General features: G+C 67.7%; 11 protein-coding genes. 3 read left to right on the top strand and 8 right to left on the bottom strand.

Annotated elements, in window-relative coordinates; all coding sequences use genetic code 11:
• Positions 1 to 2: 2 nt before the first annotated feature.
• The 7 genes from dph5 to VMV28_04570 all read right to left on the bottom strand — a co-directional run bounded on the left by dph5 (position 3) and on the right by VMV28_04570 (position 8,085).
• A complete protein-coding gene (gene dph5 / locus VMV28_04600) occupies positions 3 to 788 on the bottom strand; it encodes a diphthine synthase (GenBank protein HUZ79877.1) in 786 nt (261 codons plus the stop codon).
• Positions 789 to 806: 18 nt separating this feature from the next.
• A complete protein-coding gene (locus VMV28_04595) occupies positions 807 to 1,610 on the bottom strand; it encodes a universal stress protein (protein HUZ79876.1) in 804 nt (267 codons plus the stop codon).
• 2 nt (positions 1,611 to 1,612) lie between these two features.
• Positions 1,613 to 2,287, bottom strand: coding sequence for a potassium-transporting ATPase subunit C (locus VMV28_04590; protein ID HUZ79875.1), 675 nt, complete (start codon positions 2,285 to 2,287; stop codon positions 1,613 to 1,615).
• Positions 2,288 to 2,290: 3 nt separating this feature from the next.
• Positions 2,291 to 4,444, bottom strand: coding sequence for a potassium-transporting ATPase subunit KdpB (kdpB, locus tag VMV28_04585; GenBank protein HUZ79874.1), 2,154 nt, complete (start codon positions 4,442 to 4,444; stop codon positions 2,291 to 2,293).
• 1 nt (position 4,445) lies between these two features.
• Positions 4,446 to 6,152: a potassium-transporting ATPase subunit KdpA gene (gene kdpA, locus VMV28_04580; GenBank protein ID HUZ79873.1), complete on the bottom strand. Its 1,707-nt coding sequence runs from the start codon at positions 6,150 to 6,152 to the stop codon at positions 4,446 to 4,448.
• 10 nt (positions 6,153 to 6,162) lie between these two features.
• A complete protein-coding gene (locus VMV28_04575) occupies positions 6,163 to 6,285 on the bottom strand; it encodes a hypothetical protein (GenBank protein HUZ79872.1) in 123 nt (40 codons plus the stop codon).
• A 63-nt stretch (positions 6,286 to 6,348) separates the two neighbouring features.
• A complete protein-coding gene (locus VMV28_04570; GenBank protein ID HUZ79871.1) occupies positions 6,349 to 8,085 on the bottom strand; it encodes a DEAD/DEAH box helicase in 1,737 nt (578 codons plus the stop codon).
• 174 nt (positions 8,086 to 8,259) lie between these two features.
• Here VMV28_04570 and serS point away from each other — a divergent pair, with 174 nt between their 5' ends.
• The 3 genes from serS to VMV28_04555 all read left to right on the top strand — a co-directional run bounded on the left by serS (position 8,260) and on the right by VMV28_04555 (position 11,378).
• Positions 8,260 to 9,606 (top strand): serine--tRNA ligase, encoded by a 1,347-nt coding sequence (gene serS / locus VMV28_04565; protein ID HUZ79870.1) that lies wholly within the window; start codon positions 8,260 to 8,262, stop codon positions 9,604 to 9,606.
• A gap of 66 nt (positions 9,607 to 9,672) precedes the next feature.
• On the top strand, positions 9,673 to 11,169 hold the full coding sequence (locus VMV28_04560; protein HUZ79869.1) for an aldehyde dehydrogenase family protein: 1,497 nt from the start codon (positions 9,673 to 9,675) through the stop codon (positions 11,167 to 11,169).
• Complete coding sequence (locus VMV28_04555) at positions 11,166 to 11,378, top strand: hypothetical protein (protein HUZ79868.1); 213 nt, start codon at positions 11,166 to 11,168, stop codon at positions 11,376 to 11,378. The genes VMV28_04560 and VMV28_04555 overlap by 4 nt, the downstream gene beginning before the upstream one ends.
• Here the strand turns inward: VMV28_04555 and VMV28_04550 are convergent.
• A complete protein-coding gene (locus VMV28_04550) occupies positions 11,372 to 12,802 on the bottom strand; it encodes an AAA family ATPase (GenBank protein ID HUZ79867.1) in 1,431 nt (476 codons plus the stop codon). The two genes, VMV28_04555 and VMV28_04550, sit on opposite strands and share 7 nt — an antisense overlap.
• Positions 12,803 to 12,870 lie beyond the last annotated feature (68 nt).

The following is a 12,870-nucleotide window of genomic DNA, read 5'->3' as shown; positions in this document are numbered from 1 at the left end:
TCCTACGAGCTAGCCGCGGCCGGGCGCCGGAACCGGGCGAGGGCCTCGTTCTCGGCGAAGTGGAGCTCGGGCGCCAGGATCACGAGGGCGTGCAGCGGTGGCCCGAACTCGGTCCGGGCCAACTCGAGCGCCGGCCCGACCCACGCGTCGGCCGTCTCGCTTCCCATTCTCGCGACGACCGCGATCTCTCGATCCGCAGCGATTCCCACGTGCTCGGGGTCGCGCTCGAGGAGGATGCGGATCGCTTCGCCCGCCGCGAGGAACCGTCCCTCCGATGGATGCAGATCCAGCAGCACCAGCGTGTGCGCGCCGATCGAGCGATTCTTGCCGATCTCGACCACCGGCGAGGTCGGCGCGAACCCCGGGGCCGGGAACGGCAGGGAGACCGTCCGGCCGAACCGGTAGGCCATGAGGCCGAGGAATCCCGAGGCCGCGGTGAAGATGGAGGCGTTGGGCACGTAGCGCCAGGTGTGGCCGGCGCGCTCCGCGGCGAGGCGCAGCGCGACGTGCGTCGTGGCGGCGAACGGATCGCCGGCCGTCACGAACCCGACCCGCTCGGAGCGGTCGAGGGCGTCCAGGATCGTGCGCTCGGATTCGACGTCCGTCCGCCCGAGGCGCTCGATCCGGCGGCCGATCTCCTTCGCGAGGCGATCGAGGGCTCCGGCTTCGAGGACCGCTGTGTACTCCTCCGCGAAGATGCGCTCGCACCGGCGCAGCGCTTCCTCGCCGCGACGCGAGAGGTCCCGCTCGTCCCCGAGGCCGAGGCCGACGAACCACAGCTCCGCCATCGCCGGGGACCCAGGAGGCTAGCCGCGGATGGCCACCACGGGGCACGGCGCCGACCGGAACAGCTCTTCCAGGAACGGTCGGGTCAGGAACGGGGCGTGGCTCACGCTGTGGGAATCCTCCCCCACGAGCAATAGGCCGTAGCGCTCTCGTGCGGCGCCCTGGAGGATCAGCTCGGCGGTGTGCTTGCGGCGTCCGAGGAGGGCCTCGCTGACGGTGGAGTGGCGGTGGAGGATCGGGACCCCTCGGGCCGTGTGGTCGCTCTCGCTCTCGTCGGATCGCGAGGACGAGCCGATGTCGAGCGTGACGATGGGCACGCCTCCGTTGTGGATCGAGATCTCCTCGGCGAGGCGCATCGCCTTGGGCGGAGTGCGCCCGACGAGCGTGGGTACGAGGATCCTCGGGAACTTGGGCGCGGCGAGGGCGAGCCGGTTGATCACGAGGATGTCGGCGGAGGCGTAGTGCAGGATCGCGCTCGCGGTGTGCCCCACAAACGGGTTGCGGCTGCGCCGGTCCCCGCCGAGGCTGAGCAGGATCGCGTCGGCGGAGTGCGCCTCGGCGCTCTCGAGGATCTCCGCCGGCACATCCACGCTCGCGCGGATCTCGGGCTCGACCCGGACGTCGAGCGAGGCCGCCGTCTCGTGGGCCGGGATGACGAGGTTGACCGAGGCCCGCCACTCCCGGGTCACCTGCGGCATCGTGGTCGTCGGGATGACGTGCAGCATGCGAATCTCTCCGTCCGCATCCAACAGCGAGGCCGCGAAGCGGATCATCGGCTCGACCTCGGGCGGGGAACGGACGGGGACGAGGATGTGCCGGTACATCGTTAGGGTCCCACGCCCGTCCAGGCGACGAGGGCGTAGTCGAGGTTCACGACGTTGACGTAGGCCGGACCGATGAATCCGAACAGCGGCTGGGTGATGTAGGAGTTGACGAACGCGGTCACGCTCGCGATCGACTCGCCGGTCGCGTTGGCGACGCGGGGGACCTGAACCAGGACCGCCTCGGGGGTCAGGTACGGGTCGACGCCCGAGTACGACGGGCTGACGAGCACGAGGGGGATCGACGCGTTCACGGTGAAGTTACCATACTTCTCCATGTAAGCAATAGTTTCGTTCAGCAAGGCGCGGAGCGCCGGGTCGGTCGGCCCGGGCGGGGTCTCGTACCCCAGGGTCGTAATGTAATCGTTCGTCGAAGGCCGGTCCCAGAACAGGTACGGGCGGCTGAAGTTCTGGCCGACGAGCGAGGAGCCGACGACGGTCCCGTTCGTGGCGTGCAGGAGCGATCCGCCCGCGGTCCCGGGGGAGATGAGGTCCGCGACCCCCGTCAACAGCGCCGGGTAGCCGAGGCCCACGACCACGACGGCGAGGACGACGATCACCACCGCCGCTCGAACGTGCGAGCGCATCCGCTGGGGAGCATCGGCCGGGGACGCATTCGCCCCGCGGCTCGGGGAGGCGGGTCCGCTCGGTCGTGCGGGCGGCGCGAGAGCTCCGGACATGATCTACAGACCTCCGAGTGGCAGGATGTGGGAGAGCGCGGCGCCGATCCCGCTGACGAGCGGGGTGGCGGCGGCCCAGATGAAGAGCTGGTAGACGAGCCAGATCCCCGCGAACGCGCTCACGAGGCCTCCGAGGCCGTAGATGAGCAGGTTCCGGCGCAGGAGATCGATGGCCGGGCGCGGCCGGAATCCCACGCCGAACAGCGCGAGCGGGATCAGCAAGGGGATCACGATCGCGTTGAAGAACAACGTCGCGATCACGGCGATGCCCGGGTTGGTGAGGCCGAGCACGTTGAGCGACGCCACTCCGGCGATCGCGGCGCCCGACGCGGTCACGAAGATCGCGGGCAGGATCGCGAAGTACTTCGCGACGTCGTTGGTGATCGTGAAGGTCGTCAGGGCGCCGCGGGTAATCAGGAGCTGTTTGCCGATCGACACGATCTCGATGAGCTTGGTCGGGTCGTTGTCGAGGTCGACCATGTTGCCGGCTTCCTTGGCCGCGCTCGTCCCGCTGTTCATCGCGAGGCCCACGTCGGCCCGCGCGAGCGCCGGAGCATCGTTCGAGCCGTCCCCACTCATCGCCACGAGGCGACCCTGGGCCTTCTCCCGCTCGATGATCTGCAGCTTCGTTTCGGGCTTCGCCTCGGCGATGAACTCATCGACCCCGCTCTCTCGGGCGATCGCCGCGGCGGTGATCCGGTTGTCTCCCGTGCACATGATCGTGCGGATCCCCATCGTCTTCAGCTCGTGGATGCGGTCCTTGATGCCGGGCTTGACGACGTCCTTGAGCGCGACGATCCCGAGCGGGCGACGGTTCTCGGAGATGACGAGCGGGGTCATCCCCAAGCGCGACTGCTCCCGGGCCGCCTCGCGCAGCTCCGGCGGCATCACCGCGCCGTAGGCCTCCATCGAATCGATCGAGCCCTTGAAGATCTCCTGGCCTCCCTTCAGGGTGAGCCCGCTCATGCGGCGTTCCGCCGTAAAGACCAATACCTGGTAGCTTCCGGGCTCGAGGCGAGGGGCCGTCGCCCCGCGCCGCGCGGCGAGGCGAACGATCGAGCGACCCTCCGGGGTGTCGTCGAGGCTCGAGGAGAGGAGCGCCGCGGAAGCCAGTTCGCTCGGGTCGACCCCGGGGGCGGGGATGAACTGGACCGCGAGTCGGTTTCCGACGGTGATCGTCCCGGTCTTGTCCAGGATCAGGACGTCGAGATCGCCGGCGGCCTCGATGGCCGTGCCCGACTTTGCGATCACGTTCGCCTTCGCGACCCGGTTGATCCCCGAGATCCCGATGGCTGGTAGGAGCGCTCCGATGGTCGTGGGCATCAGCGCGACGAACAGCGCGAGGATCGTCGCGACGCTGATCGTCACGACCCCGGACGACCCGGACAGGTCCGCGAACGTCACGATGACCACGAGCAGGACCGCGGTGAGCGAGGCGAGGAGGACGCCGAGCGCGAGTTCGTTCGGGGTCGGTTCGCGACCGGCGTTCTCGACCAGCCCGATCAAGCGGTCGAGGAACGAGTGCCCGACGCTGGCCGAGATGCGGACGGTCACCGTGCCCTGGATGATGCGGGTCCCCCCGAGCACGCTCGTCCGGTCGCCTCCGCTCTCTCGGATCGCGGGCGCCGATTCGCCCGTCATCATCGATTCGTCGATGAGCGCGGCGCCGTGGACGACGTCGCCGTCCAGGGGGACGACCTCGGAGGCCTCGATGACGACCAAGTCCCCGATGTGGAGCGCATCGGAGGGCACCCAGCGGGTCGTTTGGTCCGGGAGGAGCTGGCGCGCCCGCATCCCGCTGCGGATCTGGCGCAGGCTCTCCGCCTGGGCGCGGCCCCGCGCCTCGGCGATCGCCTCGGCGAGATGACCGAACCAGAGCGTGAGGAACAGGATGACGGTCAGGGCGAAGTAGTAGCCCGCGCTGTAGGTCGCCGCCACGTCCGGGAACGCTCGCGGGAAGGCCGTGAGGATCGCGAGGAAGACGAAGAATACCCAGACGACGAACATGACCGGGTGGCGGATCTCGCGTCGGGGATCGAAGTAACGGAACGAATCGCTCAGTACGCGGCGCCAGGAGGTATGAGGCGCTTTCCGGGCCACTGGGGCGGCCGTCGCGGCGGAGCTCGCCGCGATCTCCTCCAGCGTGGGCTCGATCATCCTAGCCTCCTATCTGGGAGAGAGGTCCGAGCGCGAGCACCGGCAGGAAGAGCAATCCGGCAATGATGATCAGCAGCAGCGTGAGGTACAGGGTGAACGTGAAGCTGTTCGTCTGGAGCGTCCCCGCCGAAGCGGGGATCGGCTCCTCGCGGGAGAACAGCGAACCGATCGCGAGCATCGCGATCATGGGGAAGAACCGGCCGACGAGCATGACCGCCGAGCCGGCGAGATTGAAGAAGACCGTGTTGTCGATGATCGGGCCCATCGCGCTACCGTTGTTCGAGCCCTCGCTCGTGAACTCGTAGAGCAGGACCGAGAACTGGTGGGCGTTCACCTGCAGATTGGGCCGGACCGCTCCCAGCGCCGGGATCGAGAGCCCGGCTAAGAACACGACGACGACGGGCACGAGGATCGCCGCCGGGTGACTGATGAGGAGGAACGCCGACCAGCGCATCTGGTCCTTGCCGACCCTCTTGCCGAGGTATTCCGGGGTCCGGCCGACCATCAGGCCGCCGATGAACACCGCGACCAGCGAGAAGACCAGGAGAACGCCGAATCCGGTCCCCACCCCACCGGGGGTGCTTTGCGTGAACATGCCGAAGAACGACACCATCTGGGCGCCGGGGGTGATCGACCCGAGGGCCATCTCCTGGGCGCCCACGTTGGCGTAGATCGAGGATACCTGGAAGAACGAGGTCTCCGGTAAGGTCCCCAGCGACTGCTGGCCGACCGGGTAGTTCCCCGAGGTCGTCAATCCCGGGATCGTGCCGAGCGCGGGATTCCCGAGGTATTGGAAGTACATGAACAGTCCGAGCGCGATCAGGAAAACGATCAGGATCGTCGCGATGTACGGGTTCGCCTCGCTCGGCTTGCGGACCATCTGGCCGAACATGAACGGGAGCGAGAACGGGATGAGGAGCATCAGCCCCGTCTGGAAGAGCATCGAGAGCACCGTCGGGTTGGCGAGCTGGTTCGCGGCATTGGCCGCGTACCATCCTCCGCCGTTCGAGCCCAGCATCTCGATCGACGTCCAGGATGCGACCGGACCGAGGTAGATGGTCTGGACGCCGCCCGTCATGGGATACGCGGTGACGGAGCTCGTGAACGTCTGGGGGAGTCCCATCGCGATCAGAACGATCGCACCGAGGATCGCCATCGGGAGCAGGACCCGAGTGACGGCGCGAACGAGATCGACGTAGAAATTGCCGAGCGTGCCGTCCTGGCGTGTGAACCCCCGGATGAACGCGACCACGACCGCGAGGCCGGTCCCGGCGGAGAGGAACAGCGCGATCTGAAGCCCCAGGATCGCACCGCCGAGGCTCAGTTGCGATTCGGCGACAAAGTGGGTGAAGTCGGTGTTGGTTGTGAAGGAGGAGGCCGTGTGAAGTGCGAGGTCCCACGACATCCCCGGGATCCCGTTGGGATTCCAAGGCAGGGAGGACTGGAGGATCATCAGCGCGAAGATCCACAGCACGATCGCCGCGCTCGTGACGAGGAGCGCGATCGTGTACTCCTTGAATCGCATCGAGTGCCGAGGATTCGTACCGATAAGCCGGAAGAGCTGATGCTCGATGGGATTCCAGAACCGGTCCCCGAAGGCGGGTCGGTCGGTGAACACCCGTCCGAGATAGCGCCCGAAGAAGGGCGCCATGAGGAGGACGACTACGAGTACAAGGACTACGTCAATCAGACCCCGCGGATCGAACACGGTACTCCGATCAGTCCGACTCTGGATGGATCATCCAGAGGACGAGATAGGCGATGAGCAGGAACGAGAGGCCCGTGAAGACCACCATACCGAGATTGGCGGTGATATCGCCGAGCAGGTCCATGAGCGCCAACCGGGACGAGGGACCCCGGGCGCGCGATATAAATTCAGCACTCGACCAGCCCCGGGCCCTAGCTTAAGAGGCAGGCGGCGTGCCCGCCCGCTTTCGGCGAGGGGCTCGGCGAGTGCGCGCCTGCTCGGCCAATCCTGCCGCGCCCCGCATCTTTGAGGCGGCGGAGAGCTTACGGACGATCCGGCGCATCGATCGTTCGCGGCGGACCTCCGCGGCTTGATGTCGGACATCTCGGGTGTCCCGCGTGAGGAGGACCACGACGCGCCCGGCCGAAGTGCGTCCCGTTCGCCCTCGGCGTTGGATCGCCCGGATCTCGCTCGGGACCGACTCGAAGAACACGACGAGATCGACGTCGGGGACGTCCAGTCCCTCTTCCGCGACACTGCTCGCGACCATGATCGGGAACGCTCCGGCCCGGAACGCGCCCAGGATCTGGGCCTGCTCGACCTGGTTCATCCCCGGGTCTGCGGCATCCCGCGTGGCCTGGCCCACGAACCGGCCCACCTTCCAGCTCTGGGCCTCCAGGATCGACTGCACCCCTTGGATCGTGTCGCGGTATTGGGCGAAGATGAGGATGCGGGGCCGGTGCTCCTGAGGACGAGCGAGTTGTTCGCGGACGAGCTCGACGAGCGCGTCGAGCTTGGGGTGGGACACTTCGCGCCCGCTACGCAGGTAGCTCTCGGCCTCCCGGCGGGCCTTCTCGATGCCGGGGAGCGCCAGCACCGCACGGTCGCCTCGGCTCGGCTTCTCTTTCGCCGCGAGGCGCTCGAGGTACTGAAGGAACGGCCCCACGCCCTGGGTCTCGAGTCGCTCTTCGGCGTGAAAGAGGTGGAGCAGGATGAGCTGGTGATAGAGCGGGCCGAACTTGCGCACCATCGGCCCCGGGCGGGCGAAGATCTCGGCCCGCAGGGCGATTAGATCCTTGACGGTCAACGAAGCGATCGGCTTCTGGCGCAGGTACCCGAGACGCTGCAGTCGTCGCGCCGTCTCGTGGGAGGCGTCCCGGAGGCGATCCCGGATCTCGCGAACCTCCGGCGTCAGGTCGACCCAACGGTACTCGACGTCGATCTCCTGCACGTACTCGCGGACCCCGTCGTCCTCCCGGCTGCGGGCCTCGATCCTCGCGACCCCGAGGGCTGCGACGACCTCCTCGATCCGCTCGTCCTTGCCCCCGGGGGACGCGGTCAGACCGAGGACGCGGCCCTCCTTCGGGCGTTCCGTCCGGTACCGCTTCGCGATCGGGACGTAGACGTACTTGCCGACCGCGTGGTGGGCTTCGTCGAAGATGAGCAGCTGGACGTCCGAGAGATCGTACCGGCCGGCCGCAAGATCGTTCTGGATGATCTCGGGTGTCGCGAAGACCAGGTCGCTATTCTCCCACGCCCCTTCGCGGATGGGCCGCTTGACCGTACCCGTGAATCGGGCGCGACGGGTCTCGCCCAGCCACCGCCCAAAGGAGTCCGCGTGCTGTTGGACGAGCGGACGGGTCGGGGCGAGCAAGAGAACCTTGCCGTCCGTCCGGCGAAGAACCTCGGCGGCGATCAAGGCGGCGATCACGGTCTTGCCGAGCCCGGTCGGAAGCACGACCAGGAGGTCTTCCTCGAGACCGATCCGGGCGAGATCGATCTGGAAGGGCAGCGCGCGAAGCGTGCCGGATCGGACGAAGGGGTGGACGATGTTCCCGTTCTCGACTCGCCAGATCTCCGGATACCCGTCGTACTTGGGCCGCCGCACCACCACCGGAGGAACGAGCGGCCCGGGCCCGCTGCTGAACTCCTCCAGCGATCGTTGGCGGCTCACGCGTGGAACCCAGCGATCGTTACCGGTCCCATTCAGATAGCGGTGGTGCCTCTCGCGACCGGCACCTTCGTTCCGGCCGAGACCCGAGATCGGGGCCGTAGCGGTGCGAGCGCATCGTCCGGCGGGAGCCGACGACAACCGTTAATCGCTCCGGGGCTCACGGGGGTGGAACCGATGTACCCGATGGCCTACGTCCGCGAACACCCGGACCTACTGCGCGCCGGTTTGGTGGCCCGGGGCCGAGACCCCGGCGAGATCGACCGCCTGCTTGAGCTCGACCGCGAGCGGCGATCGCTCGGAGAGGACATCAACCGGCTCCGCGCGCAGCGGAACGCGGCGGCCCGCCGACCGGATCCCGCGGCCCCCGCGAGCGTCGCGGAAGCCGGACGCGCCGAGTTCGGGCAGCTGCGGGAACGGATCCGGGAACTCGAAACGAAGAGCGAGTCGATGGAAGAGAGCCTTCGAGCCGGCCTGCTCGGACTCCCTCAGATCCCCCACTCCTCCGTCCCACCGGGCCGGGACGCGAAGGAGAACGTCGTCGTCGCGGAGCATGCGATGCGTCGTGCGGCTCCCGCGGCCCCGCGCCCGCACTTCGATGTGGGCCACGAGCTCAACCTCCTGGACGAGGAGCGGGGTGTCAAGGTCGCCGGGGAAGGGTTCTACGTCCTCTGGGGCGATCTCGCGCGCCTCGAACACGCCCTCATCCGCTACATGCGTCGGCTCCATCTCTCCCACGGATACGTCGAGGTCGTCCCGCCCATCCTGATCAACTCGACCTCGATGCAGGGGACGGGGCAGCTTCCGAAGTTCGCCGAGGACTCCTATCAGGTCCGGCTCGATGACCTGTGGTTGGCCCCGACCGCGGAAGTCCCCGTCACGAACCTGTTCCGGGACGAGGTGCTGCTCCCGGAGGATCTACCGTACAAGGTCATGGCGTATACACCGTGCTTCCGCCGAGAAGCGGGGGGCCACGGGGTCGAGACCCGAGGGATCGCTCGCGTCCATCAGTTCGACAAGGTCGAGCTCGTCAACTTCAGCGCGCCCGAGGATTCCTACGCGCAGCTCGAGACGCTCCGGGGCGAGGCGGAGGCGGTCCTCCAGGGGCTCGACCTTCCGTACCGCGTACTCGACCTGTGCGCGGGCGACCTCCCCGAGAAGGCCGCCAAGTGCTACGATCTCGAGCTCTGGGCCCCGGGGGTCTCCCGCTGGCTCGAGGTCAGCTCGGTCTCCAACTTCGAAGCGTACCAATCCGTCCGGACGAACATCCGCCTTCGTCGGGCCCAGGCTCAGAAGCCGGAGTACCTGCACACCCTGAACGGCTCCGGAGTGGCGCTCCCCCGGCTGATGATCGCGATCCTCGAGAACTACCAAGGGCCCGACGGCCGCATCGAGATCCCGGAGGCGCTCCGCGAGGAGATGGGAGGAGAACGCCATCTGCGGCCGTTGCCGTTCATCGGGGAAAAGGCGCTCTCGCAGGGCAAGCACCCCAAACGGACCCGAACCGAGCCCTCTCCGCGTTGACGTTCCGGGGTCGTCCGGGTACCCTTAAAGACCCGGGCCGTGTCGGCTGGATCGAGGGACGCAAACATGGCGGCGAGGGCTCCGGAATACGGACTCTTCATCGGCGGGAAGTGGGTCTCTCCCGCGGGACGGACCCGATTCCAGACGATCAACCCGGCCACCCGAGAGCCAGTCGGTTCGTTCATCTCGGGAACCCCGCAGGATGTCACGGCGGCGATCGACGCCGCGCACGCGGCGTTCCCGAAGTGGCGCGACACTCCCGCTCCGCATCGCGGGGATCTTCTGCTCCGGGTCGCCGAGATCCTCAAGCGACGCAAGGAGGAGCTCGGTCGGATCGTGACCCAGGAGATGGGGAAGGTCATCGCGGAGGGCCGGGGCGACGTGCAGGAGTCGATCGACTTCGTGGAGTACATGGCGGGCGAGGGCCGTCGGCTGGCCGGCGAGACCGTCCCGTCCGAGCTGCGCTCGAAGTTCTGCATGACGATCCGCCAGCCGAAGGGAATCGTCGCATGCATCACGCCGTGGAACTTCCCGACCGCGATCCCGAACTGGAAGATCGCGGCGGCCCTGATCTCGGGCAATACGATCGTCTTCAAGCCGGCCTCGAACACCGCCGGCTGCGCGGCGGAGGTCGTGAAGGCCTACGAGGAGGCGGGGCTCCCCTCGGGAGTCCTCAATCTCGTCACGGGATCCGGCGGGGTCGTCGGCAACGCGCTCGTGACCGAGCCTCGGATTCGCGCGATCTCCTTCACCGGCGGGGTCGATGCCGGTCGCGATGTCTATGTCAAGGGCGCGCAGGGCCTGAAGATGGTCCACCTTGAGCTCGGGGGAAAGAACCCGGTCATCCTGATGGAGGACGCGGACCTCCGCCTCGCGCTCGACGGCGTCCTCTTCGGCGCGTTCGGCACTTCCGGACAGCGCTGCACCGCCACGAGCCGGCTCATCCTGCACGAGAAGATCTACGACGAGTTCCTCGGCATGCTGCTCGAACGACTGAAGCACTTCCCCGTCGGCAACCCGCTCGATGCGAAGATCGAGATGGGTCCGGTCGCCTCCGAGGACCAGGAACGCAAGATCCTCGAGTTCATTGAGATCGGCAAGAAGGAGGCGAAGCTCCGGATCGGGGGCCGGAAGCTCCAGGGCGGTGAGTACGATCGCGGGTTCTTCATCGAGCCGACGATCTTCGAGACCGCCCATGGGACCCGGATCTCCAAGGAGGAGATCTTCGGGCCGGTCCTGTCCGTCCTAGGGGTGCGCGACTACGAGGAGGCGGTGCGCGTGGCGAACGATGTCAGCTACGGGCTCTCCTCGTCGATCTACACGCGGGACGTGAACCGCGCCTTCCGGGCAATGCAGGAGCTCGAGGCCGGGATCACCTACATCAACGCCCCGACGATCGGCGCCGAGGTTCAGCTCCCGTTCGGGGGAGTGAAGAACACGGGCAACGGCGGGCGCGAAGCCGGCAGCGTCGCGATCGAGGAGTTCACCGAGATCAAGACGGTCTTCGTCGACTTCTCCTCCAAGCTCCAGAAGGCCCAGATCGACGTCGGCCCGTCCCCATGAGCCGCTACCGGGCCTCGGACGACACGCTCGACCGGGAGATCGCCACGCTCGAGGCGATCTCGCATGTGCGCCTGCGCCGCTACGCCCGGGAGATGCGAGATCTCGACCGGGACCTCTCCGAGATGCGGCGGGAGCGCGCGCGGCGTCGCGCGAACGCGGGCGAGCTCGCGAGCGAGGCCGAACGGACGGCGGTTGAGTCGACTCAGTAAGGGGTCGTCCGCGCCGGGTTGTCGAAGTTCGTCAGCAGCAGCTGCCCGCGGTTGCGGGGTCGGCCGAGCGGGGCGAGTAGCGGGTCCTCTTCGAGGGCGGGGAGGGTCTCGGCGATCGGCACATCGACGATGATCTCCCGGGTCCGTCCACCGCGGCCCCGCGAGACGATCGTGGCGCGGATTAGCCCGAGCGCCTCGAGGTCCGAGAGATGGTTCGATACGCTTCGGGCGTGCAACGGCTGCAGGCCGAGCTTCTGAGCGAGCTTCGCGTACCCCTCGTAGACGTCCCCGGTGAGCACGCCCGTCCTGCGTCGCTCGTAGGCCTGTAGGATCGCATAGAGGAGGATCTTGCAGTGCGTCGGGAGCGTCCGGCAGCAATCGATGATGACGTCCTGCTCGAGTCGGTTCTTCGCCTTGACGATATGGTCCGGCGTGATCCGCTTCGCGCGATCGCGCTCAGACATCTCGGCGCCGAGGCGCAGGAGCGCGAGCGCCCGGCGAGCGTCCCCGTGCTCGAGGGCCGCGTATGCCGCGCACCGCTCGATGACCCCCGGATCGACGACCCCGTCGCGGAACGCCTCCTTGGCGCGTTCGCGCAGGATGTCCTGGAGCTGGAGGGCGTCGTACGGTGGGAAGAGGATCTTCTCCTCGTTGAGGCGGCTGCGGACGCGGGCGTCGAGGTTGTTGGTGAACTTGAGATCGTTGGAGATCCCCACGATCACGAGGCGCGCGTTCGCGAGCTCCGTGTTGATCTGGCTCAACGTGTAGAGGACGCCGTCCCCGCTCCGGACGACGAGCCGGTCGATCTCGTCCAGCACGAGGATCACCGTGCGCGCCTTAGTGTCCATGAGGCGGCGCATCCCCGCCTGCACCCGGTCGAGGGACCAGCCGGTCGGGATCCGATCGGACTCCTTGACGGCGAAGGTGTTGCCGGCCATCTGCAGCAGGCTGTAGGGAGTGTCGATGTTCCCGCAGTTGATGTAGATGAACTTGATGTGATCGGAGATCTCGTCGCGCCGCTCGATATCCCGACGGACCTGGGCCACGACGGCCGTCTTGCCCGTACCGATCTTGCCGTAGATCAACAGGTTGGACGGGAGATCGCCGCGCAACGCCGGGGCGAGCACCTCGGCGACCTGGTGGATCTGGTGCTCGCGGTGCGGTAGCCGGCTCGGGACGTAGGAATCCCGCAGGACCTCTCGCCGGCCCTTGAAGAGCTCGCCCTTGACCTCGAGCAGCGAATCGAAGACGGCCGACGCATCGCTGGTTGGTCGGGGGGCCTCCCTCTCGGCCGCGGGGGCCGACGCAGCGGTTCCGCCTCGAGGCGGGTCTCGGACCTGCGAGACCGCCTCGTTGGCGATATGGCTACTGGAGGGTCGGCTCGGCGTTTCCGCCGGCCGACTGTCGGGTGTGAGTGATGGCACCGTTCACGCCTACCCGGACCTCGGGCAGGGCGTCGGAGGGTAGCGAGCCATATCTACCTTTTCCCTCC

Source organism: Thermoplasmata archaeon, from assembly GCA_035532555.1.
Classification (GTDB): domain Archaea; phylum Thermoplasmatota; class Thermoplasmata; order Lutacidiplasmatales; family UBA184; genus Lutacidiplasma.
The sequence above is the reverse complement of the archived record's forward strand: the minus strand, read 5'-3'. Positions and strand labels throughout refer to the sequence as shown.